Origin of the sequence: Dolichospermum sp. UHCC 0315A, assembly GCF_008121535.1 — a bacterium.
Classification (GTDB): Bacteria; Cyanobacteriota; Cyanobacteriia; order Cyanobacteriales; family Nostocaceae; genus Dolichospermum; species Dolichospermum lemmermannii.
Window position 1 is genome coordinate 3,256,239 of sequence record NZ_CP043056.1, and the last position, 24,252, is coordinate 3,280,490.

The 24,252-nt window shown below is 37.3% G+C and carries 24 protein-coding genes and 1 tRNA gene; 8 read left to right on the forward strand and 17 right to left on the reverse strand.

Annotated features, from left to right (window positions below; genetic code table 11):
• Window position 1: 1 nt before the first annotated feature.
• Together BMF77_RS15830 and BMF77_RS15835 are read left to right on the forward strand one after the other, a co-directional pair.
• Complete coding sequence (locus BMF77_RS15830) at window positions 2-1,387, forward strand: KGGVGR-motif variant AAA ATPase (RefSeq protein ID WP_148764082.1); 1,386 nt, start codon at window positions 2-4, stop codon at window positions 1,385-1,387.
• Window positions 1,384-2,889 (forward strand): P-loop ATPase, Sll1717 family, encoded by a 1,506-nt coding sequence (locus BMF77_RS15835; RefSeq protein WP_148764084.1) that lies wholly within the window; start codon window positions 1,384-1,386, stop codon window positions 2,887-2,889. Before BMF77_RS15830 ends, BMF77_RS15835 begins: the two co-directional genes overlap by 4 nt.
• 61 nt (window positions 2,890-2,950) lie before the next feature.
• Here BMF77_RS15835 and BMF77_RS15840 read toward each other — a convergent pair whose 3' ends face one another.
• Entirely contained in the window at window positions 2,951-4,081 is a 1,131-nt protein-coding gene (locus BMF77_RS15840; RefSeq protein WP_148764087.1) for an acyltransferase family protein, read from the reverse strand.
• Window positions 4,082-4,207: 126 nt separating this feature from the next.
• On the opposite strand from BMF77_RS15840, the gene BMF77_RS15845 reads away from it, so the two are divergent.
• Window positions 4,208-4,666: a peroxiredoxin gene (locus BMF77_RS15845; protein WP_148764089.1), complete on the forward strand. Its 459-nt coding sequence runs from the start codon at window positions 4,208-4,210 to the stop codon at window positions 4,664-4,666.
• 49 nt (window positions 4,667-4,715) lie between these two features.
• Here BMF77_RS15845 and hpf read toward each other — a convergent pair whose 3' ends face one another.
• Complete coding sequence (hpf, locus tag BMF77_RS15850) at window positions 4,716-5,351, reverse strand: ribosome hibernation-promoting factor, HPF/YfiA family (RefSeq protein ID WP_148764091.1); 636 nt, start codon at window positions 5,349-5,351, stop codon at window positions 4,716-4,718.
• A 933-nt stretch (window positions 5,352-6,284) separates the two neighbouring features.
• Between hpf and lipB the strand changes: the two genes are divergently transcribed.
• From lipB to BMF77_RS15880, 5 genes are all read left to right on the forward strand, one after another.
• Window positions 6,285-6,980 carry a lipoyl(octanoyl) transferase LipB gene (gene lipB, locus BMF77_RS15860; protein ID WP_148764093.1) on the forward strand — a complete coding sequence of 232 codons (696 nt, stop codon included), beginning with the start codon at window positions 6,285-6,287 and terminating at the stop codon, window positions 6,978-6,980.
• Window positions 6,981-7,127: 147 nt separating this feature from the next.
• Window positions 7,128-7,793 carry a peptide-methionine (S)-S-oxide reductase MsrA gene (gene msrA, locus BMF77_RS15865; protein WP_148764095.1) on the forward strand — a complete coding sequence of 222 codons (666 nt, stop codon included), beginning with the start codon at window positions 7,128-7,130 and terminating at the stop codon, window positions 7,791-7,793.
• A 127-nt stretch (window positions 7,794-7,920) separates the two neighbouring features.
• Window positions 7,921-8,796: a M48 family metallopeptidase gene (locus BMF77_RS15870; RefSeq protein WP_148767025.1), complete on the forward strand. Its 876-nt coding sequence runs from the start codon at window positions 7,921-7,923 to the stop codon at window positions 8,794-8,796.
• A gap of 23 nt (window positions 8,797-8,819) precedes the next feature.
• The gene (locus BMF77_RS15875) at window positions 8,820-9,917 is read left to right on the forward strand and encodes an alpha-hydroxy acid oxidase (protein WP_148764097.1); all 1,098 of its coding nucleotides are present in this window, start codon (window positions 8,820-8,822) and stop codon (window positions 9,915-9,917) included.
• A gap of 65 nt (window positions 9,918-9,982) precedes the next feature.
• A tRNA-Leu gene (locus BMF77_RS15880) sits at window positions 9,983-10,066 on the forward strand.
• A gap of 287 nt (window positions 10,067-10,353) precedes the next feature.
• On the opposite strand, the gene BMF77_RS15885 is transcribed toward BMF77_RS15880, so the two are convergent.
• The 15 genes from BMF77_RS15885 to BMF77_RS15955 all read right to left on the reverse strand — a co-directional run bounded on the left by BMF77_RS15885 (window position 10,354) and on the right by BMF77_RS15955 (window position 24,146).
• On the reverse strand, window positions 10,354-12,594 hold the full coding sequence (locus tag BMF77_RS15885) for a polysaccharide biosynthesis tyrosine autokinase (protein WP_148764099.1): 2,241 nt from the start codon (window positions 12,592-12,594) through the stop codon (window positions 10,354-10,356).
• Window positions 12,595-12,968: 374 nt separating this feature from the next.
• On the reverse strand, window positions 12,969-13,544 hold the full coding sequence (locus BMF77_RS15890) for a WcaF family extracellular polysaccharide biosynthesis acetyltransferase (protein ID WP_148764101.1): 576 nt from the start codon (window positions 13,542-13,544) through the stop codon (window positions 12,969-12,971).
• Complete coding sequence (locus BMF77_RS15895) at window positions 13,492-14,127, reverse strand: YdcF family protein (protein ID WP_148764103.1); 636 nt, start codon at window positions 14,125-14,127, stop codon at window positions 13,492-13,494. The genes BMF77_RS15890 and BMF77_RS15895 overlap by 53 nt, the downstream gene beginning before the upstream one ends.
• Before the next feature lie 26 nt (window positions 14,128-14,153).
• Window positions 14,154-14,390 carry a type II toxin-antitoxin system HicA family toxin gene (locus BMF77_RS15900; RefSeq protein ID WP_148764105.1) on the reverse strand — a complete coding sequence of 79 codons (237 nt, stop codon included), beginning with the start codon at window positions 14,388-14,390 and terminating at the stop codon, window positions 14,154-14,156.
• Entirely contained in the window at window positions 14,387-14,599 is a 213-nt protein-coding gene (locus tag BMF77_RS15905; protein ID WP_148764107.1) for a type II toxin-antitoxin system HicB family antitoxin, read from the reverse strand. Before BMF77_RS15905 ends, BMF77_RS15900 begins: the two co-directional genes overlap by 4 nt.
• A 42-nt stretch (window positions 14,600-14,641) precedes the next feature.
• Window positions 14,642-15,409 (reverse strand): glycosyltransferase family 2 protein, encoded by a 768-nt coding sequence (locus BMF77_RS15910; RefSeq protein ID WP_148764111.1) that lies wholly within the window; start codon window positions 15,407-15,409, stop codon window positions 14,642-14,644.
• A gap of 187 nt (window positions 15,410-15,596) precedes the next feature.
• Window positions 15,597-15,869 (reverse strand): hypothetical protein, encoded by a 273-nt coding sequence (locus BMF77_RS15915; RefSeq protein ID WP_148764113.1) that lies wholly within the window; start codon window positions 15,867-15,869, stop codon window positions 15,597-15,599.
• A 44-nt stretch (window positions 15,870-15,913) separates the two neighbouring features.
• The gene (locus tag BMF77_RS15920) at window positions 15,914-17,101 is read right to left on the reverse strand and encodes a glycosyltransferase (RefSeq protein WP_148764115.1); all 1,188 of its coding nucleotides are present in this window, start codon (window positions 17,099-17,101) and stop codon (window positions 15,914-15,916) included.
• Entirely contained in the window at window positions 17,098-18,468 is a 1,371-nt protein-coding gene (locus tag BMF77_RS15925; RefSeq protein ID WP_148764117.1) for an O-antigen ligase, read from the reverse strand. Before BMF77_RS15925 ends, BMF77_RS15920 begins: the two co-directional genes overlap by 4 nt.
• A gap of 10 nt (window positions 18,469-18,478) precedes the next feature.
• A complete protein-coding gene (locus BMF77_RS15930) occupies window positions 18,479-19,540 on the reverse strand; it encodes a glycosyltransferase family 4 protein (RefSeq protein ID WP_148764119.1) in 1,062 nt (353 codons plus the stop codon).
• A 76-nt stretch (window positions 19,541-19,616) separates the two neighbouring features.
• Window positions 19,617-19,748, reverse strand: coding sequence for a hypothetical protein (locus BMF77_RS28695; protein WP_256370311.1), 132 nt, complete (start codon window positions 19,746-19,748; stop codon window positions 19,617-19,619).
• Window positions 19,749-19,758: 10 nt separating this feature from the next.
• On the reverse strand, window positions 19,759-20,889 hold the full coding sequence (locus BMF77_RS15940) for a glycosyltransferase family 1 protein (protein ID WP_148764121.1): 1,131 nt from the start codon (window positions 20,887-20,889) through the stop codon (window positions 19,759-19,761).
• Between the two features lie 110 nt (window positions 20,890-20,999).
• Window positions 21,000-22,259: a glycosyltransferase family 1 protein gene (locus BMF77_RS15945; protein ID WP_148764124.1), complete on the reverse strand. Its 1,260-nt coding sequence runs from the start codon at window positions 22,257-22,259 to the stop codon at window positions 21,000-21,002.
• A gap of 11 nt (window positions 22,260-22,270) precedes the next feature.
• The gene (locus BMF77_RS15950) at window positions 22,271-23,257 is read right to left on the reverse strand and encodes a glycosyltransferase family 2 protein (RefSeq protein ID WP_246862936.1); all 987 of its coding nucleotides are present in this window, start codon (window positions 23,255-23,257) and stop codon (window positions 22,271-22,273) included.
• 13 nt (window positions 23,258-23,270) lie between these two features.
• Complete coding sequence (locus BMF77_RS15955) at window positions 23,271-24,146, reverse strand: class I SAM-dependent methyltransferase (RefSeq protein ID WP_168204447.1); 876 nt, start codon at window positions 24,144-24,146, stop codon at window positions 23,271-23,273.
• Window positions 24,147-24,252: the final 106 nt, after the last annotated feature.

Genomic DNA, 24,252 nt, shown 5'->3' on the forward strand with positions numbered 1-24,252 from the left:
AATGGCGATTAGTTTCGGTGATACTTTTGCAAAAGTAGAAGAATGCTTTAAAGAATCACAATTAACACCCAATCTTGAATCTGTAACTATCATTCGTGATGTTTATGGTAAGATTCGGCTTTTCCTTGAACCAAAAACAAATTTTACACCTAAACAAATAGACATAGATAAGTTAGATCAATATCTAGAGCAAAAACTTGGTTCTTACTATGGTAAAGATATTTGGTTGCCACAAGGTGATAAGGATGGTTATAGAGCTTTAATTTCCGAAATTACAAATCCAAATAATAGAGTTGAAGCTGAATGGAATGATGAGGCTATATCTCCTCGTTTGTATGTAATAGAGCGTCATATTGCTAAACATACATGGACTAACAAAAATTCGGGGAATCCACCCTGGAAAATACAACTTGTTGATGATGGTCATAAACCAGCAATCATCACATTTTTTTCGTTTAAAGGAGGTGTGGGTAGAACTACAGCATTAGTCGCCACTGCACTCACTTTAGCTCGTAATGGACACAGAGTAGCTATAGTAGATTTGGATTTAGAAGCTCCTGGTTTATCTTCGATATTTTCTCCAAATAATCCAAAGCCTTTTGGGGTTATTGATTATTTGTTAGAGAAAAAAATTCAAAGTAGTAGTTGGTCTTTAAGAGATCATATTTTACCAATTAATGATCAACTGTTAGTTGGAAATTCAGGAGGACAAATACATTTATTTACTGCGGGAAATGTAGATGATAATTACTTAGAAAAATTAGCAAGGCTAGATTTTCAAAATTTAGTAGATCATCAACTTCCTGACACTTTTAAGGGAATGCTGAAAGAACTAGAAAGTGCTGTTAAACCTCTTGATTTCATTCTCTTAGATTCCAGAGCAGGATTTCATGATATTGGAGGATTAGCATTAACTGATTTATCTCATGCCGCAGTTATATTTGGTAGACAATCTCGGCAAAGTTGGGCTGGTTTAACTCATGTTATTCGTCGTTTATCTCGACCATTATCAGAAGAGAGAGAACAACTACCTGTAGTATTAGTTCATGCTATGGCTCTGGCTAGTTTAGAAAGACGAAGAAATGAAGAATTAAGAGCATTTAAAGAACAGGCATATATAGCATTTCAAGAAAACTACTATTATGAAGGTGAAGTTGTACCCAACCCTGATGATATTAATGAACCTTTTTCACCTATAATACTGCCTTTGAAAGATGAATTACAAGGAGATATTAGTTTATTTATTCGTGATGAAAGTCAAGAAGAATCTGATCGGTTGCGACAACTTGTAGCTTTGATGACTAATGAAGATTATCAAAAAATTGCTGAAAGGCTTTGTATAAGATTTAATAAGAGATTTAACCAGACAGAAGAGGAAGTAATATGAGTAATTTTGATAAACAAAAATTGTTAGAATTAATGGCTGGTATAGCACCACGAAACGCCATAGCAGAAAATGAAAGTAATGATGATGCTGTTTTTCTCAAAAACTTTCTGCCAATTCCCAACTACCGTCAAGTTTTAGAAAGAGACACGCTTTTAATATTAGGAGGAAAGGGTGCAGGTAAAACTCAATTATTTCGGTTATTAGCCATTCCTTCAGGACGACGCATACTCGTAGAAAATTTAAAAATCAGAGCTTTAGATGATTTAGAGAAAACAACATGGATTGCAGGTTTTGGACGGACTAGACAACAGGGAAAAACATTTCCTGCACTGGAAACTATAGAAGCACAGATGCAAAATGCTAGTAATCTTGATTGGCGTGCATTTTGGATTGGTTTAATGTTAGGAGTAATGCTGCGCCAAAATCAAGGAATCTTAACAAGCTCTTGGGCTGATGAAATACCTTTAGAAATTCGTGAATTATTAATCAATAATCTGCCTCGATTATCAGCTTGGTTTCCTCTTGTGCGCCAAGATATAGAAAAAATCAATTCTGCTCTAGATTTGTTAGATGAAAAATTAATCGAATCTGATCAATGGCTATTTATTACCTATGATGAATTAGATAAATTAGTATCCTCATATAATCAATTAGCTGTTCCTATTCGTGAACTTTTAGCTTTTTGGTTAGATAGGTGGCGGCGTTGGGAAAGAATTAGACCAAAGATTTTTTTACGTACTGACCTTTTTCGAGAAGATTTTTTAAGTTTTCCTGATGCTTCTAAGCTAAGAGCTTATCAGACTAATTTAGAATGGAAAGATGCTTGGTTATATCAACTACTATTCAAAAGATTAGCAAATTCTGGTCAAGAAATGGCTGATTATTTGGGAACATTACCCAATTTCCTCAAAGAAACTAACACACCCTTGGGAATAACTATAACTAGCTCAGAATATTCTCACCAATTTATGATTGAGAAAATAATTGGTAGATTCATGGGTGAAAATCCTAGAAAGGGTTATACATATAGCTGGATTCCTAATCATCTTAAAGATGCTGGAGGGAGAATTAATCCAAGATCATTGTTAAATCTGTTTTCATTCGCAGCAAACCGCAGACTCGGAGACTTTAACCCGCAAAATTTATCTGGAGATACCCTACTAAATCCCTCTGATTTGCAAGGTGCAATTGTTGAAGCTTCTGAACATAGAATTGGAGAATTAGTAGATGAATATCCTTGGTTAGAACCTCTGAAAAATAGCTTGAATGGTCTGAAAGTTCCTGTTGCAGAAGAAATTTTCCTAGATAAACTTAAAAATACAACATGGAGTGGAGAATCTGGAAAACAACCACCCACTTTAAACCCGGAGGAAATTATGCGATATTTGCTACAACTGGGAATTATTGACAGGCGTTCTGATAAACGTGTTAATATGCCTGAAATTTATATGTATGGTTTTGGTGTAAAACGTCCTGGTGGTGTACAACGCCCAAAACGGTAGATTTTTTCAACTTATAACAAAATATTGGACAGGCAAGATGCCCGTCCCACAAGAGTTTTATTTACACTTTAATAAACCAGCGTTTCTGATACATCAAAACAGCAACACCATACCAAAATAACAAGGTAACAAGTGCAAACAAAAATGAGCCGTTGAAATTTCCTGCCCAAGATGCAAAGATATTTTGGTAAATCCAATTATAGATACTAACGGCAGTTTCACCTGTACCGATTTGGGTTTTGGCTGTGATTTTAATCAGGAATACAGAAGCCACAAAAAGAGCGATCGCATTTAATCCCATGATCTCAAAAGGCTTACTCCAGCGTTTAATTAACCTCACTTCTATCAATTCATAACAAGCTGCTAATAACATTAACGCCCAACCAGTGGTAAATAAAACATAGGAACTCGTCCAAATTTTCTTATTAATGGGAAATGCCACATCCCAAATAATTGCAATTACCAAACAACACAAACCAAATAACACTAAATCCATGCTAGTTTGTGAAGTAGCCTGTTTTTTATCTTTAATCCATTCCCCAGTAAAATAACCGGCTAAAACGCTAACTATTGCCGGAATAGTGCTGAAAAGTCCTTCTGGATCTCCCAGGAAATTAAACCCATCACCTTTATATAAATGTGCCTTGGGAATAATTAATCTGTCAATAAATGCGCCAAAATTACCTTCTCTCGTTAGCACTCCTGCACCATAATCAGGAACAGGAATATACATCATTGTCAACCAATAAGCAATTAGTAATCCTCCTGCTACTAACCATTGACTTTTGCGAGGTAATTTTAAAACTATTAAAGATGCAAAAAGATAAGTTAAAGCAATTCGTTGCAATACCCCCATTAAGCGGATACTACTTAAATCAAAAGTCCAAACACCTTGATTCCAAAAACCATTTAATACTAAACCCAATATAAACAGAATCGCAGTGCGGCGCAGGATGCGTAAATAAACTGCTTTGGTGGGTTTATTCTCTGCGGTATATTTTGCTAAAGAAAACGTCATAGCCACACCAACAATGAATAAAAAGCAGGGAAATATTAAGTCAGTGGGTGTACAACCGTGCCATTCAGAATGGCTAAGGGGACGATAAACATCATCTGCAACTCCTGCCATATTAGCAAGAATCATCGCAGCGATGGTAATACCACGAAACACATCAAGGGAACTCAGACGCATAGACGGAATATCTTATTTAAGGATCTCACCTTACTCCTCCTGATGCACTTTATCAAGGAAAATTCTAGAAGCTAGGTTACAGGGTAAACTTTTATTAAGTAATGTTTGAAGTTTAAATTTTTTAATATGGCTATCAAAGTTGGAGATACCGCGCCTAATTTTAGTCTACCTACCCAAAACGGCGAAAATGTTAGCTTGGCAGACTTTCGGGGTAAAAAATCCGTTGTTCTCTATTTTTATCCCAAGGATGATACACCAGGATGTACTATAGAATCTTGCGCTTTTCGAGATCAATATGCAGTATTTCAAGCCGCTGGTGCTGAAGTTATTGGTGTGAGTGGTGACTCTAGCGACTCTCATCAAAAGTTTGCAAATAAATACAATTTGCCTTTTACACTTTTAAGTGATCAAGGTGATAAAGTCCGAAAACAATATGGTGCAACTACTGCTTTTGGTTTTATTCCCGGCCGAGTTACCTATGTGATTGACCAAAATGGTGTGGTTCAGTATGTACTTGATTCCATGTTGAACTTTAAAGGCCACGTTGAAGAAGCATTGAAAACCCTGCAACAACTAGCACCATAAATTAAGATCCCCGACTTCTCTGAGAAGTCGGGGATCTGACTCTCGATAATTAAACTCTAGATTTTTCTGCTACACCAACATTAGCAGATTTGCCATTTTTACCGTTGCCGTTACCGTTATTACGAGGTTGAATTACTCCATAACCGCCGTGATTACGTTCATAAATGACGTTAATCTCTCCACTTTCTGCATTATGAAACATATAAAAGTCATGTCCCACCAGTTGCAGTTGTTCTTGCGCTTCTGCCAATGTCATTGGTGGCATGGAGAAGTATTTGGTGCGAACAACCTCTTGGGGTAATTCAGCGGTGCGATCGCCTATTAAATCCGCTGCAACTGTTTCGGGCGCTACTACTTCGTTAGTTGATATAGGTTGAGTTTTATGATCCTGCCTTTTTTCCTTATATTTCCGTAATTGCCGAGCAATTTTGTCGGCAACTAGGTCAATACTTGCATATAAGCTTTCGCTGCTTTCCTCCGCACGGATAACACTACCATTAGCATAAATAGTTACTTCTGCCGCTTGCTTCGTACTTATTCGGGGATTGCGAGCTACGCTTAAATGGACATCCACTTGATTGGTGATGTTCTGGAAGTGACTAACTGCCTTTTCAATCTTTTGATGCACATATTCACGAATTGCATCAGTGATTTCAATATTTTTACCGTGGATGACAAGCTTCATGTAAACTCTCCCGCTCAATATTATATGTGATGTTTTCAGTTAGGAATAGAAATTGCGGTAAGGCCTATCACTGCCACCAGCATAAATCGCCACCTATCCCTAAGACATTGCCTTTTAGCATTTTTAACACTTCTTACATCGTCATGTTTGCGCTATTTATCGTCTTGTTTCCAACTGTTTACCAAGGAATTGGCTGTTTGAAGCAAAACTATTGAATTAGGCCTTTTGAGATATATTTCTTTTAAACGCCTAGTTCTATGGAACTTTACCAAAATAGGAGTGCTTGCCGTTCTATAAAACTTACCCAAAATTACCAAAGTCTAGACACATCTGGACAGCGATAACCTTAGTGTTTACTTCCTGCTTCATCACGGTCTTAGAATGGCTTCTAAGAGGTTTTTCCGCTCCACAGGCAATCTCGGTAGAACTTACCGTTTCTGACCGTAGTTCCTAAAAGGAACCCTTTTTTTGTCCCCCAGTCTTGTTCACTATTGTATAGAGAATACAACCATTTTGGGAAATTTGATCCTGATTGATACAAATAAATTTTTAAGTTGCCATCAGTCAGTAAATTAGCTGGTATTGTCTTAGCTTAATGCTCTTCTCCCAACGCCCATTCAGGTTATATATTCAAACTAGCACCTTGTGGTTTATAAAATATATTTCCTTGACGTTCCTTTAAGATCCTTTGCATAGCTTGACATTTGTTCCTTATATTTTTGGGAAATAAGAGGTAAGTAGCTTGACACAATTAAATATAAAACCTCTCTCCAAACCTGTCCCCTACCAGGGGAGAGGCTTTGACTCCCCCTTCCCTGGTAGGGAAGGGGGTTGGGGGGTTAGGTTTATATTATATTTTTACATTTTTTAACACCCACTTACTTATCGGGTGTCTTACCTCTTGCCTCTTTCTTGCTTATCACCTATTCACTGATGATTCCTAGCACTCAATTGAACCCGTACCGTTGTTTACTATATAATGTTGGCGTAATGCCTTATGAAACCGCTCATCAGTGGCAGCGATCGCTCGTTGCAGAACGCATTCACAATCCAGAACTAGATGATGTCTTAATTCTACTAGAACATCCCCCGGTCTACACCTTGGGGACAGCAGCAAATCCAGAATTTATTAAATTTAATCTTGACAAAAGTGATTATGATGTGCATCGCATTGAAAGAGGCGGCGAAGTTACCTATCATTGTCCTGGACAATTGGTAGGTTATCCCATTTTAAACTTACGTCATTACCGTCAAGACTTGCATTGGTACTTGCGTCAACTTGAGGAAGTATTAATTCGCGTTTTAGCAAATTACGACTTGAAAGGAGAACGGATTCCTGGTTTTACCGGAGTTTGGCTAGAAGGATACAAAATTGCTGCCATCGGCATAAAAGTGAGTAAATGGATTACTATGCACGGTTTCTCCTTAAATGTTTGTCCAGACATGACAGGATTTAAACAAATTATCCCCTGTGGCATTATTGATAAACCAGTCAGCAGTTTAGCCAAATGGATTCCTGACATTACCTGTAACCAAGTCCGTCCTTTTGTCAATCAATGTTTTGCAGAAGTATTTGGTGTGGAATTTGAGGTTGATAAATCTCCGACTAGCACCGCAGTGCGGAATTAAAAATTAAAAATTAAAAATTAAAAAAGCAGATTACACAAGCTTTTGTCAAATTTTTAATGGTTGATTGACTTACGCCGTTGTGTACTAGCTACAAAAATCTTTACAATAAAGAAGAATAGCAATCATACATAATACAAATTAAAAATCATGGGAATATTCGGATTTGGCAAAAAGTCAGCCATACCTACACCTGAGCAAGCCCTATCAGGACGTGCAGAAGTGATGCGAGTACCCGCACAACATTATGTTAATAAAAATCCCCTCAAAGCACCTTTTCCCGCAGGTTTAGAAACCGCCATGTTTGGTTTAGGCTGTTTTTGGGGAGCAGAACGCAAATTCTGGCAACAAGAAGGAGTTTACACCACTGCGGTAGGTTATGCGGCTGGTTACACACCCAACCCCACCTATCAAGAAGTATGTAGTGGCATGACAGGTCATAATGAAGTAGTATTAGTAGTGTTTGACCCCAAAATCATTACTTATTCCCAACTATTGAAAGTGTTCTGGGAAAGCCACAACCCCACCCAAGGAATGCGTCAAGGTAATGATGCTGGTACTCAATACCGTTCAGGAATTTACGTTTATTCACAAGAGCAAAAAGAATTAGCCGTAACATCACAGAACGCTTATCAATCAGCCCTTACCAGCGCCGATTATGGCAAAATTACCACAGAAATTTTAGATGCACCAGAATTTTACTATGCTGAAGAATACCATCAGCAATATTTAGCCAAAAACCCCGGTGGTTATTGTGGTTTAGGTGGTACTAACGTAGCTTGTCCCGTAGGTATTCCTGAAGCACAAGTTAGTTAGAACCATAGAAATCAACATCGTATCGTAGGTTGGGTTGACGCAAGGAAACCCAACAAAATCCTCGATCATCTTGGATTTTGTTATGTCAAAAACACTAGAATTCACATTTTCTCTTACTTTAAATACTATGTCCTTACTCAAAACCTCGCTTACAGGCTTAAAAGCAGACTCATTCCGTCATCCTCTGGACTTGGAAGCTACTAAAACTCTCAAACAAATTCCCGGTTTAGATATGATGGTGAGAAATTTGCTCGGTCCCATGGCCGAACAGGTTTTCTATGTGGAAAATATCGCTTCTAGTATTTTAGTAGGAGAAAAACAACTTCCTGATTTACACAAATTATTATTAGAAGCTTGTCAAATTCTGGATATTGATCCACCTCAGTTATATGTGCGTCAACATCCAGCCCCTAACGCTTACACCTTTGCCATGCGAGGTAAACAGCCTTTTGTGGTTATTCATACATCCTTGATTGAAATCCTCACCCCTGAAGAGATACAGGCTGTAATTGCCCATGAATTAGGTCATCTTAAATGTGATCATAGCGTGTATTTAACACCTGTGAATTTATTGATTTTAGCTGCTGCCATTGTCCCAAATGTCGGTGCTGTTTTGGCTCAAGCTATTCAGTCACAATTATTAGAATGGGTCCGCTGTGCTGAGTTTACCTGCGATCGCGCCGCTTTGTTAGCTACCCAAAATCCGAAAGTTGTCATGTCAGTATTAATGAAGTTAGCCGGCGGTTCTCCCAGTTTAGCCCCCCAACTCAATTTAGAGGCCTTTATAGATCAAGCTCGTGCCTATGATGACATTAGTAAAACGGAATTGGGAGAAATGGTCAAATCCGCCCGTACAGCCCAATTAAGCCATCCTGTCCCCGTATTACGAGCTAGGGAAATTGACCGTTGGGCAGGTAGTCAAGAGTACCAAAAATTAGTGCAAAATCACGGCATTAATCACAAAAGTGAAACTATATCTCAAGGTGGATGGAGGAATTGGTAGATTTTGCTAGAGTCAATCAAGATATGAATTCTTTATCAGCGATTAATTTATTTGGATACGAACAACTAGCAAAAGAGCATCTTTCCCAGATGGCTTTTGATTATTACAGCAGTGGTGCATGGGATGAAGTGACATTGCGGGATAATCTCGCTGCTTTTACAAGAGTGAAACTTCGTCCGAAAATGTTAGTTGATGTTAGTAAAATTAACCTCACTACCCAGGTTTTAGGGGAATCTTTGCAATTACCCCTATTAATCGCACCCATGGCTTTTCAATGTCTGGCTGATCCAGAAGGAGAAATTGCTACAGCTTTAGCAGCAGAAATCGCAGGTGTGGGCATGGTGTTGAGTACCCTTGCTACCAAGAGTTTAGAAGAAGTTGCCACAGTTGCCAAAGGTTTGCAATGGTTTCAGCTTTACATCCATAAAGATCAGGGTTTAACTCAGGCTTTGGTGCAACGAGCATACACCGCAGGATACAAAGCAATTTGTCTGACGGTAGATGCGCCTATATTGGGAAAAAGAGAACGAGATCAGCGCAATGAGTTCACTTTACCTCCTGGCTTACATCCCGCTAATTTAACTAATATCTCTGGTTTGGACATTCCCCAAGCACCAGGAGAATCTGGTTTATTGACTTATTTTGCTCAACAAATTAACCCCGCAGTCACTTGGAAGGATTTGGAATGGTTACAATCTCTGAGTCCCCTACCTTTGGTAGTGAAAGGAATTTTACGGGCTGATGATGCTGTGCGGGCTGTAGAATATGGAGCGCAAGCAATTGTAGTTTCTAATCACGGTGGTAGACAATTAGATGGAGCGATCGCTTCTTTGGATGCTTTACCTGATATTATCGCCGCAGTAGACGGTAAAGCCGAAGTCCTATTGGATGGTGGTATCCGTCGGGGTACAGATATCCTCAAAGCCTTAGCTTACGGTGCTAAAGCCGTACTCATTGGCCGACCTGTATTATGGGGATTAGCGGTAGCTGGAAAAATTGGCGTATCTCACATCATTTCCCTATTACAAGATGAGTTAAATTTGGCAATGGCTCTGAGTGGTTGTGCCAGTTTGGGAGATATTGATTCTAGTTTGGTGAACCAATTACCAAAAAATTTCTAAATTAAATCTAATTACCTCTTGCCAAACTAAAAAAAATAGGCTATACTTGTAAGAGTGACACCCAAGGGCGGGTGGCGGAATTGGTAGACGCACCGCACTCAAAATGCGGCGGCCGTGAGGTCATAGGAGTTCGATTCTCCTCCTGCCCATTTAGAAAAATAAATTCGAGCCACAGACACGAAATAATGTCTGTGACTGGTTCCTCGTGAATATTTCTTTGCTTAATACAGCGGTTTCCGCTCTTATGATGTACAAAGGTGGTGCGGGCATAGTATGCCCGCACTACCAAAAACCCGTCAAAATAAATTTGACAGCCTACTAGTGCTGAAAGAGCATCGGGGCAAAGCTAGATAGGTTTTAGGAAAACGCCACCTCAAAATAAGTAGGAAACGTCAAGACCATGCTGTGAAATTAGCACGGTCGCTATCAGCAAACCCTAGTTAACCGATTGACTATTAGTACGGTAATATGAACTGTATCGATAATTATAGTTATATCCGAGTCCTCGGAATTTGTCGCCGTTGACTACTAATCCTAGTAAATTGATGGGAGATGCTTTTAGCGTATCAACAAGTTGCTTTGCGACTGATTTATCTGTTTTATCAATTCTTACAACTAGCATCACACCATCAGTATGAACTGCTACCAATCTAGCATCTACTAATCCTGACAAAGGAGGAGTATCATAAATCACTAAATCAAAATTCTCGGTGAAATAGTCCATTATTTGACTCATTTTATCTGATGAGAGCAACCGGGCAGGATCGGGTGGTACAGGACCTGCGGTAATCACAGATAAATCATTCAATCCGGGTATTTTTTGAATTACTTGCGCTACATCTATATCTGAAGAAATTAAACTACTTATTCCCCACAGATTATTTAATTGTGATAATTTGTGAACCTTGGGTTTGCGGAGGTCACAATCTACAAGTAATACTTTTTTCCCCATGATCGCGGCTGTTTTTGCCAAGCTAAATGCCACCGTACTTTTACCATCTCCGGGGACAGCAGAGGAAACAACGAAAGACTTAATTGGTCGGTCAGAATTAAGCAGTTGAATATTACTATATAAAACTTGTAAGGATTCCCAAAATGATCCCTGTCCATAATAAGATATGGATTGGGAAGGACGACGAGGAGAAGTGTTATATTCATCACTTGCCATAATAGGGTCCACAACTACTTCTGGTTCTTGATCTTTTCCTATGTTTCTCAGCTTTGAAGATTGACTCTGAGCTAAGTTTTTACTAAAGGGAATAGACCCTAATAAAGGCACTCCGATCTTATCCTGGAGATTTTCAATACTGTGATAGGTGTTATCTATATCTTCGATGATTTTGGCAACACCGAATCCTAATAAAGAACTAGCCACAAATCCCAATAGTAAATTGCGGGTAGTATCTGGCGAAATTGGATATCTTGATTGAGCAGGTGCTTGGATTAATTCCCAAGGTATTTCTGTTTGTGCTACGTCTATTTGTAATTGTTCACGCTTAGCTAAAAACCTCGTCAAACTCTCATTTGCTAGTTGTAAATTCCGTTGAATGTCAGCGTATTGTCTAGAAAGAATTGGTAGTTGTTTTAATTCGCTTTGTAATTGTTGTTCTGCTTGTGTCAGTTGTTGATTATCTACTTCTATTTTCCGAATGATAACAGCCGCTTGAGCTATTCTAGTGTTCAAAATTCGTTTTGCTTCTGCATTGATAATAGGTAAGAGATTGTTTCTTTTATCTTGTAAGGTTTGAATAACTGGGTTATCAGTTTGAAATCGAGCTAATTCTCCAGATATTTGGGTGTCTAATTGGCGCTGTTGGACAATTAACTGTTGGTAAAGAGGAGCATCATTGAGAATGGCCAATTGTTCTTCTGGTGCCTGCAATCTCAGATAATTATTTTTAGCAGCGGCTAACTGTTGATTTACAGATAGTCGTTGTTGTGTCAAAGATTGGAGACTTCCAGTAATTATTCCAGATTGGCTTTCTGGACTAATAAAATTGTATTTTTGGCGGAATATTTGCAGTTCTTTTTGCAACTGTGTCACCCGATTTTGGATATCGGGTAGTTGTTGATTTACAAATTGAACGCCTTGATTTAGTTTGGTTTTCCGCTTATTTAGGCTGTATTTTAAATAGAATTCAGAAAATGTATTTAAGACGAATTGGATTTCTTGACGATCACTACTTTGATAGCTGATTTCGATGATTTTTGTCGTTCCAATACGACGAATATTTAAACTTGAAATAAGAGAGTTATAGGTAATGTTAGGATATGATTCTCGCGATTTTTTAATAATTGGTTCTAGCAGTTCTGAACTTTTAAGAACTTGAATTTGACTTTCGTAATCTAGTCCAGGTTTAGAAAAAGGAGAGTCTGTCAGGCTTATTTTTTCTGCTTGATCATCATTATTAACAGGTTCAACTAAGATTTGAAAATTTCCTCCATATATAGATTTTTGCGTCATTGTTAAATAAGTAACACCAGTCATACCAGCAGAAATAACCGCTACAATGACAATCGCTCGGCGTTGTAAAAGTTCAAAAAAGCTCTTAAAACTTAGACCATCAGACTGTTCCTGTTCAGTAAACTGAGAAAATTTAGAATCTGGAAATGATCCAGATGTAGGAATGATGCTATTGATAGAATTTGTCTGGTTTGTAATTTGCTTATTAAGCATTGATTTCTATTGTGTAAGTGGTAAGGGAAGGATAATAAACGTTTTTACTATTGTGAAGAAATGCTGTTTGTTAATTCAACAATTCAACTAAGCATAAATTTGAAAAACTCAAAAGGTAAGATGGTTAAATGATGATATAGAGAATATGCTTAAATGACAATTGTCACAATTTAGACACTTTATCAAAGTAGGGATACAGCACTTTCCGGTTTTATAAGGTACATATCCAGGGGCAAAATGCCTGCACTACAAGAGTTTCATAATTCAAGTTTGTATCTCATTAGGGCAAAATTTGCTGTCATTAGGTTATGTCACTATTGAACTTTCTGGAATGCCACAAACAATATTGGTACATTATATACTAATTTTTGCAACTATTCATTTTTGGCAGTGCGAGACACAACATCTTCGCATTCTGTCCTTTTTTTGATTGGTTGAGCCGGATTTCCTGAATAGATGATGTTGGCCTCTAAGGATCTTCCTGTGACACTACCTAATGCTAAAACTGCTCCCCTACCAATGGTGACACCAGGCCCAATGACTGATTTCGCTGCTATCCAACTACCTTCTTGGATATGAATGGGGGCAGGAATCAGTTGAAAATTGGGGTGATTCCAGTCATGATTACCAGTACACAGATAAACGCCCTGGGATAAACACACATGATTTTCGATGACTACGGTTGCTAGATTGTCAATCCAGGTATTTTCTCCAATCCAAACATGATTACCAATGGTCAAGCGCCAGGGAAACTTAATGCGGACTCCAGGCTTGATATTCACACCCTTGCCGATACTAGCTCCAAAAAGCCTCAGTATCGAAACTTTTATAGATGAGATAGGTAGCCAATAACTTTCAACTAATGGTGAGCCAATGAAGTACCATAGAAGTTGTTGACTATATGTCGCTCCGGGTGTGTAGCTGCCGACTGTGTAATTGTCTAAACGCATAAAATGGGGGGCGAAAACGTGGGTTAAAGCTGGCTCCAGTAAGACCTGAGACAATCCACAACAGGGAACGTCCACTATCGCGGAGAATACGAACAATTGATTCTCTAGGTTGTTGAGTGGGAATAGAGATGGGAGTAAAAGTAATACCTTGACTTCCTAAAACTAAGGTAGCAATAGTTTTAGCTCTTGGTAGGTGAAAATCAGAGGTAATTAAGTAAATATGTTGAATATGGCGCTGTTGGAAATCTTTAACGAGCGTAGTAAAATTAGTAACAGTGTCAACAGCACGGTAGTCAAGGTGAATGCGATAAGTGGGAATAGCTACAGCTTGGAAAATGGAAAAAGCTTGGGCTGGGGGAGCGCCACTAGAGATCCAAATATCTAAATTGGGATGGTTTTGAGCAAATTCTGCGGTAAATCTTTCCCTGTCTGAACCACCACCAAGGGTAAAGATAACTTGGGGATAGGGGGCTTGGTAGGAAGCGATCGCTATTCGGATGGGTATAATACTTAGAAATATCATGATCAAGCCTCCGAAGGCAAAAACTACATACTTTGCAATTTTGCAATGCAACAATTTCATTGTTAGCAATAAGTCAAGAATTTTTATCAAAAATTAAGAATATCTTGCTTGGTCGTTCCCTTGTGGCGGGAAATAGCACCTAAGATAGAATTTAAAGTTCCCACTCTCAATGGGTTATGATCAGGGACACAAAGACGGTGATGACTAGGCGTTTCTGTTTCCAGGATCATGTGGCTTCCTTCTTGATTGACAATTTTGTAATCCCACGTTTTACACAAAATTTGAACTAAATCTGTACCTTTCAGATTTCTGGGTATTTTCATTGAATTAATAAAATTTCATTTTTGACAAGATGTAAGTGTATAACTGGAAAGCTCGATTCTTCAAAGTAAAAAGCCTTAACAGCTTCTCGAATATTGGCTTTGAGTTCTTCCCAAGAATCTCCTTGGGTAAAAATGTCTTCGGTGAGACATTCAGTAACAAATCCCCCATCTTCTTCTTGGGAAACTTCAAAAACCAGTGTATTTACCATCAGATTAACTCCTAGTAATAAAGAGCAGGTTATTTGAGCCAATTAATTATCTATTTTCTCTGCTTCTATTATATGTATACTCAGCAATATTTCTGCCAAAACTCGCTGAAATGTATAGTACCATCCATGCCAACCGTCGAGAATAGCGCCTTTGAGGATGAGACAATAAATGAAGATTATTAAAGGTGCGAGGATTTTGCGTTTGCGGATGCGATCGCCTATACTAAGCTCATGCTCTGGTGTTTCTAGAAGTTTTTTACTTTCAATTACCATATAACGATCTTGCGCCCATAACCAACGACTCAATGGTTTGCGATCGTCATGGTGGATGTATGCTGATAATTGACTAGACTTACCTTGTACAATCACTTTATGGGCGTGTCCATCATTTTGATAAATTGCTTTTTCTTTTTTATAAAGGACTTTGCGGGGTGGAAGCAAAGTACCACGTAAGGGTTTGCCAAAAACACAGTATTTGAACCTGACACTATAGCTATTTATAGCTGAATCTATTGGCAAAGATGTAATTTCCCGAATTAAATCATCGGTTAATATATAATCTGCATCTAGAGATAGTACCCATTCTGATGTAATTTTTGACAGTCCATAATTGCATTGACTAGCGAAGGAATCAAATTTCCTGGGAAATACTTCTAATTGAGGATAGGAAGACAAAATTTCTAATGTTTTATCTGTGCTATAACTGTCAATAACAATGATTTTACTTGCCCATTTAAGTTTTTCCAGGGTACGATTAATGTTATTTTCTTCGTTATAGGTAAGGATGAGAGGTGTAATTTTTTCTAACATTAGGATATTCAAATAAATTCTTGTTATTAGAGAATGGTACTAGAACACAACATAGTTTTCCAAAGATAGGGAAATCTACCTGCAAACTTAAACTTGATATTTGTACTGTCCAGGTTGACTATTTTGATAAGAATATTCGTATTGGTTAGGTGTGTTAGTCATTTGTTTGAATAGATTATTTGGTAACTTACAAGTCTTTTACTTGAGATTCTAACCATTGATTAAAAATAGCGATCGCTGCTGGGATTTTTGCTACAATTACTTCTGTTTGCTTGGCTAGTTCTAATACTCTTTCTTTTCGCAGTTGCAGATTATAATTATGACGTGCTAAGTGTCTAAATTTGCGATAATCATTTAATTGTAATAATAGTGAACCTTGCCATAAAGGAGGACGATTTTCTCCACCAATTTCTGCCATTTGTAACAATAGTTGTTCATGCCAATTTTCCGCTTTTGGCATACCTGCGTTAATGCTTTTTTCAGTTAATTTTATTTAGATCTCATCTAAATAGAAGTCGGGGACCTAAAAATTATATCTTCATACACTGAAATCATTTTTAATGCTATCTTATCCCATGTATAATTATCTAATATAAACTGCCTGGCGCGATCGCCCATTTCTTTAGATTTTTGAGCATGAGCTAGACAATGTTCAATCACGCTGGTAATTTCTACAATATCTAGTTCGGGAACGTAACCAACATCATTATCTTGGATCATAGAAGCTAAAGCTACACCAGGAGTGACAATAGTAGTTAGACCTGCTGCCATTGCTTCGAGGACAACAACTCCAAAATTTTCAGAATGAGAAGTCAGAACAAATATATCAGATCCTTGTAGTAAAATATCTTTCATTTCACCTGTCACAAATCCAGGACGATGGGTGCAATGATCAAGTTGATTATTAATCAATATTTCACTGATTTCGGCTTCATAATCTGGAGAACCATTACCTGCTAAGATGAATGTAAACTCTTTACTTTTTACTTTACTCAGAGCCGGAATTAGATAATCTAATCCCTTTTTATAATGTAACCGTGACATAAATAAGATAATTGTTTGCTCTGGAGGTATGTTAAACATTTCCCGTAATTTTTGACGAGCTTGGGGAATATCTGCCGGAATTTGTAATCCTAATGGCATAACAACGGGTGGAACTCCTAACCCTAACAGTTCAACTTCTTGAACTTCCTTTGTGGAAGTTAGTTGTAAAATATGACTATGTTGAAGATTACTTTTTTCTATCAGTGATAAATATATCTTTTTTTTCAGTTGACTTTGTTGTAAAGACCATTCACACAGTAAACCATGAGGTTGATTAATATACGGTACTTGCTGAAATCTAGCAATTATCATTGCCACAGTTGAGGCATAGGAAAATAAAGCATGAATATGTACTAAATCATATTCATGAATATGTTTCCATAGCCATTTGGTTAACTCCCAAGAAAAGGCAAATTCACGGACAAAAGAGACTTGGGGAGAGAAGCGGGGGAAGAACCTAGTAGGAATTTCTTGATACTGAGTCAATTGACACAATGGAACATTTAGCAAATCAATTCCATTGTCATTAGTCGTTACTAATTCTACGTTAACTTTGGTATTTTTGAGAGATTGCAGCATTTCCAAGACGGCTTGGCTTGCTCCTCCACGGTGTGAACCGACAGAAGGAATGACATGAAGAATCTTCATGATTCAGATGAAAGCATATAATTGTGGTAATACTGAGAGATTGAGTAATTATACTCTCGCTGTGCAAATTCAATCAAATAGTTACCGAGGACAAGATATAAAAAAACCGCAAGCAGTGAGAATGTCAAATTACCTAATAGATAGGCTTCTGATGCACCACCAACTAACAAAGAAAGCAACCCAGCTATAACTACACTGCATTTTAGATAATAGTCTGGTCTAATTTTGGAGAGATGATCCAGCTTGAATATCATTTGTAAACTAGTCCAACCGAACATAAACATTGGTATCGCACCTACTAAACCCATGCTTCCCAAGACACCCAGCCATGAACTTTCACCAAAGCGCAGGCGATCGCCTACAAAGGGCATTCCAAATAGGGGATACTCTAGAAATATTCGCCAATAGCCACTCCAAACCCCGTCACGGGTACTGGTGTCTAAGTTAGACCACTTGGAAGAGGTTGCGGATAATAGTCCTGGTGTATCTAGATCTGTGGGACTGAGGGAGGGTAGAACAAATGCTGCAATTACTCCGAAAATCAATACTATTTGCAATAATTTTCCACCCTGACGGCGGAAAAAAATCAGCACTGAAACAACAGCCACAATTGTACCTGTGCGGGATGCGGTCATCAATAAGCCAAAGATTGCTAAAGCTAAAAACCCTAGCCAGATCCACTTCATCCACGAATGTTTTTCATTATGAAGGAATAGGAATAAGAAGGCAGGTATAGTAGCAGTAATCAAAATGGCTGCGTGATGAGGATTGCCCGTAGTCCCCAAAAACCAGCCATGAACGAATGTAATGGCATATTTATCAATTAATGCTTGATAACCATTAGCAACACCAAAAATTACCCCAACCATAGCCATTGACCATACCCCTAGTTGAAAATTCTCTTCGTTCTGAAGCCATCGGGATGGACCCATAATCACCATTAAAACTACTCCCCCAAAGGTAGCAGCACTTAAAAAAGCAAATTCTGGATTTCCATAAACTAATATTTTGAAGAAAATTACACTTTGAACTAAGATCAGATAAATAAGCGGCTGAGGCATGATTTTTTTCCGCCAGATATTCTTTGCCTTTAAAGCAATAAATATTAATAACACCAGCAAAATTATCGTTAATGGTCGTCCCAATTCACGAATTTGCTGGAGGGGAAAAACTAGCGGTGGAGGTTCTTTTATAAATTCGTTGGCAAATTTATTGAGGGAAGCAGAAAAACCAAAGATAGCTACTAAAAACCAGCCCAAAAAGGGGCGTTTCTGGTTCGCTTGTAAAGCTAAGAATAAACCACCACCTAAGAGTATAAAACCCAAAGGTGTGACAATAAAATTAAGTAATTGATTGACAAAATTCATATATGCCTACTTACTGCACAGATTTGATGATGGTTAACCAGCGCTCTGCCCATATTTCTGCTCCATAGGGTTGTGCAAATTGTTGGGCGCGTTGTCCCCAGATTGGCAAATCATTATAATTATTATGTATCTTGAGTAAAGCTTGGGCTAAGGCTTGAGCATCATCAGCCGGAATAATTATACCGTTGTATCCAGAACGGATGACTTCTACTGATGAACCACATACTTGAGTACAAATAACAGGTAAACCCGCGGCGGCAGCTTCAACCAGTGCTAATGGCCAGGGATCAAAACGACTAGGTAATAAAAAAGCCCCTGCATGAAGCCAAATATCTTTCATCTCCCTGGGTTGCACAAAGCCTCGGTTTTCAATACCTGGCTGTGATTGTAGATATGATTCTAATTCACCTTTACCGCAACAAATTAATTTCCAAGGGTCTTGTACTGCTTGGCGATACTGTTGATATGCTTCTACTAAAATATCTATTGCCTTCTCGTGGCTATAGCGTCCTACGAATAAAAATGAACGTGGCCAAGATGACTGGTTTCTTGCTGCCAAAAGAGGAGAAAAAGTTTGATAATCTATTCCACACATACCCAAAGGAGAAATGTTTTTCAATGGAATTCCCAAGCGGCGAGCATACTGCCAACTACGCTCTCCATTAACTACAATATGAGCCATACGTTGTAAATAAGAATGCAACATCCAACGAGTTAAATATTGCTTCCAAGTACCCCACCAGGGAGTATCCATACACATAATGAATTTTATATGGCGCAATTGATATGAGAAAGCTAATTGACGATAGGGTGAATGAAACCATCCACACAGAACTACCACATCAGGATTGTGTTGAATTACCAATTTCTCTATTAATTCTGATTTATCCCTTTCCTGTAAATCTAAAAGACGGTGGGGAATATCTTGCATTAATTCATCAGCAAAAGCAGTTTGAGTCCGAGCTTGAAAAGCAATGACAAATACTTCTATCTCAGGGATAGCTTGCAATGCTCGCCAGCAAGCTGTCATGTAACCGGATATATCAGACCAGCAAAAAATCACTTTAGTCATAAATAATACATAGTTATACAATGGTTAGAATGGTTAAAAGTAATCACTTTTGGCATTGAATACCAAGTTCTGGTATTCAACGTTCTGGGTCTTCAATATCTAATTTTTGCAAGCGCATGGCTGGGATAGCATTAAAATTCAAGCATCTTGATGGAGCGCAAAGTCCACAACTAAATTGAGTGAAACGAGCTTCTGTTGCCGATAACATATTATTTTACCTAATTAAACTCATAAAATGCTTTCTGGACAATATTAACACAGCGTGACCAAGTATACTGTTTTGCGTGTTCTTTTCCCCGCTGGCTATAATCTTGTCGCAGTTGTGAATTTTCCTCAAGTTGGATGAGGATATCAATAATGGCTGCTGTATCTTCTGGTTCAACAACAATACCTGCTGTCCCTACTACTTCTGGTAAAGAAGCGCGGTTGCTGACCACTGCGGGAGTGCCTACAACCATTGCTTCTATTGCAGGAATACCAAAACCTTCATAATGGGAAAGAAACAATAGTGAGGAAGCACAACGCATCAACCGAGGTAAATCATTATCTGGTACTATTCCTAATAGTTTTACATTAGGTAAATCCTTAGCGGCTACAATATATTCTGGTTCTGAATCACCAGCTACAACAATCTGTATATTAGAATTTGCATTTAGCAACCCTTTGGCTACATTTAGAACAAAATCTGCGCCTTTTTTTAATCGTAATCCACCAATAACCAATGTGTAAGGATTGTTGATAGGTCTTTCTAGCCTAACTGGGTCAATTGAAGCAATATCATAAAAAGATTGTTCTACACCACAACCAACAACAATTATTTTATTGGCATCTGCCCCGAGTAATTCAATCATCCGGCGTTTGGAAAATTCGGAAATGGTAAAAACAACCCTATAATTAGCCAAAGCCTTATAAATCCACTGACTCCATTTATAACGAAACCAACGATGTTGACGAGTATTTGACCAGGGTAAATCAGTCTCAAATGCTTGAATATCGTAAATAGTAACTGCTACTGGACAGCGTGACACCGGAATATAGGTTTCCATTGGAGTGAATAGCCAATCTGTCTTGGCAGAAAGGTAACTATCCATTTTAGGAAAATGAGTTAATTTCCAAAGTCGCTCGGTGAGGTTTTCTGGGAAAGGGAAAGTTTTTAATGGTATATCTCGCAGGGGAGAACGTAAATCAAGTTTACCATCTGCTTGTAACCATTGTTGGGAGCATAGCAACTGTAAGTTTATTGATTCTTGGGATGCTAATCCCAGCAAGGTATTGTTGATATGTCTTCCTGCACCTGTGCAGGGTAAATAGGTGCGGATGGGGTGGATATAGGAGGTGACATTTAACATAAAAATATATTTAATAGAATCAAATTAAATAAATAAACATCAAAAATCGCTTAAAACATTAGTTAGGAATTACGCATTGACAGAATATATCAAATATAATGTATAAAATATTATACTATAATGCGTTTGTAAACTTCTAAAGTCTCACTTACCGTTTTTTCCCAACTAAAGAGAGCCGATCTATCCGAGCTATACTGGGAGTAATTCTTTCGTAAGTCAGAGTTGTAGTATAGTTTAAGCATAGATTGACAAAGAGCATCTTTATCCGTGGGTGAAACTAAAAAGCCAGATTCTCCGACAACTTCGGGCAAAGATGATGTATTAGAACTAATTACAGGACATCCACATTGCATTGCTTCTAAAACAGGTAGTCCAAATCCTTCATAAAGAGAAGGAAAAATAAAACCAATTGCACCACTATATATTGCAGCTAAATCCTTGTCATCTACAAATCCTGTAAAGTGAATAAATTTTAACTCAGCTTCTGTTAACTGATTAGCATTAATCATAGATAGTGCCGCATCTTTATTACCTCCACAGATTACTAAATGTAAATCTTTCTTTTTTTCTTGCATAATAACTTGTTTAAAACAGGCTATTAAATGATCCATATTTTTATGAGCAGCAAGAGAATGAAGAGAGAGAAAGTAATCTCCTTCAGGAAGATGATATTTCTCCCTTGCGGCTTGAATAATGGATTTATCTGAAACAGGGTAAAAAAGCTCAGGAGAGGCAGCTAGATAAATTGTAACGACTTTTTCAGGATTTAACTGTCGTCTGTTTAATAAATCATTACGGGTAGCATCTGAGATCGTCGTTACCCAATCATCAGGCTGGATAGTGTCTATAAGTCTTTTAGTAATACCACGTTGACCTGGAAGAAAATATTTTTCATCTAAAATTAAAGGCGTTAGGTCATAAACTGTTTGTAAATGACGATTGGGAAGAGCTTTTCTCACTTGCTTGGGAATACGAGGGTAAGAAGAATGAAAAATGTCTGCTTCAGCTAGTATTTCTGGAGCGATTGGTTGTCTAATTATATTAAATAATCTAGAAATATTAAGTAAAGTTGACTGCTGGATTTTCTGAAAAATACTTTTATCAGAATAGTTTTTACTGAATTGTGTATTCAATTGGTTAACACTTCTAGCAATGGAGTTAACTGGATATATAGCAGGACGAAGCTCAGGATAGGAATTAAGTAGCCTTTCTGTTTGAAGTGATGCTTCTATAGAGCCAGTAGCAGAAAAACTAAGATTGTCTCCTAGTTTTTGATGCAATAAATCAGCTAATGACCAAGCTGTACGAGCTATACCTGTTCTTGTTTTCGGGTTATCACCAACCGAAGAAATATCAAATATTACTTTCATGATTTTATATACTATCTAATTAATAATTGACGAATACTACCAAATGTATATCTTGTCCAATAAGCTTGGGGATTATTGCATGATAGAATCAGTGCTTTTAACACTTTAATAATTCTATTTGTTTTAGGTTTTTGATGAATTTTAGCTAGATTATCATACCATAGTAACCGCTCTAGCCATAATTTGGCAGGTTTATGTAAATTTTGATATTCTGGTTCATCAAAAAGACTTTGCACAATATATTGACCTTCTTGTTTTACCTTACCCGGAGCAGTTTTTTGTTCTTGATGACATCTAAAATTAACTAATACTTGCTTAGAATAATTAATTCTAGGATAATGATGTAGATATCTAACTACTCGGTCAAAGTCAAATTGAATTTGTAAATTTTCGTTTAAATTACCAATATTTTTTAAAAATTGAGTCTTAAACCAAAATCCTGGTTGATGATAAACAGTATCTTTTTTGCTCGGTTTATTTGTAGTATTAAATCTAGTCAATAAACCTTCAGGTGTAATATTTTGTGGAAATACTTTTACTTGATTTCCTTCTTCATCGAAATTATTGACCACACCTGCAAAAGCATCATAATCTTGAATGCCCTGGGCAATAGCAAGCAAAGCACCAGGCATTAAAATGTCATCAGAATTAATCCAATTAAAAATTTCACCAGTTGCTCTTTCTAAGCCTTTATTTATAGCATGAGTTTGTCCCCTATCAGGTTTACTTTCCCAGTAAGTTAGATAAGATTCATACTTTTTGATAATTTCAACAGAATTGTCTGTACTACCTCCATCAATTATTATGTATTCTAAGTTGGGATAACCTTGAAGTAACACTGAACGAATAGTTTCTTCCAGATAGTGACCATAGTTATAGTTAGGAGTAACAACTGTGATTTTGGGATATTCTAGATTGAGCGATGAAAAATCAGAATCAACTGAACTCTCATAAGACCAAGGCCAGCCAATTTTATTACTTAAAGGAAAGTTAATCACGATGTGTATATTCTTAATTTGATTCTAAAACTGCGACAACATTAACAACTCGATGAATAATTTTATCAGAAATATAAAGATAACGTCGAGCTAGGATTTCATCAAAAGAATGACCTACAATTTTTTCAAGAATTTGCTTAAGCTTAGAGATATATTTTGCATACCAAAATAGTTTACCAGGTCCCCATTGGTAATAGTCTAAAGATAAAACGCCAGTTTTTTCGCAAATATAAGTAATATCTCGGCAAATAAATCCGCTATTTTCAACCATCCGATTAAACATTTCTTGATCATATTCTCTGGCAAAAAAGTTTTTCTCTTTAGATTCTCTTTCATAAACTGAACCCTCAAGATAAACAATGTTGCCTTTTTCTTTATAGGGAACTGTTAATAACATATCTCCTTCAGGCTTCAACACACGCTTGATTTCAGTTAGTGCTTTTACGTCTCCATCTTTCTCTGGGTAGATATGCTCTAAAACAGAAATAGTAACTACTTTATCAAAAATATGGTCATTAAATGATAAACAACGTACATCTTCACGATGATATTGAATATTGGAAATTCCACAAATATCGCAAATTTTTCTGTAAAGTTCAATTTCACTATCTATGATATTAATATAGTCGAAATGAACAAGAGGATACTTGTGAGCTAAAAAGATACTAAACCACTGAGGACTGCTGACATCAAGAATACGTTGGCCTGGTTTTAGAGATAGCCAAGTATAAATTGCCGAAAACTCAGCATATCTCATGTAATCAATTAATTTTAATTGTTCTAAATTTAGAGAGTTTTGTTTTAATTCTTCTCCTATTTCAGAAAAACATTTTTCTGAAGTTGAGACAATAAAGTTTTTCAATTCTGGAATAAATGATGTTTTATTCATTTTCATATCCACAAATAAATTTGAGTGTGTAAATACTTCAAAAAACAACTAGAGTTTAATTTGCTCATCACATAACAAAACATTTAAAAGCTAATTTTATTGAGTT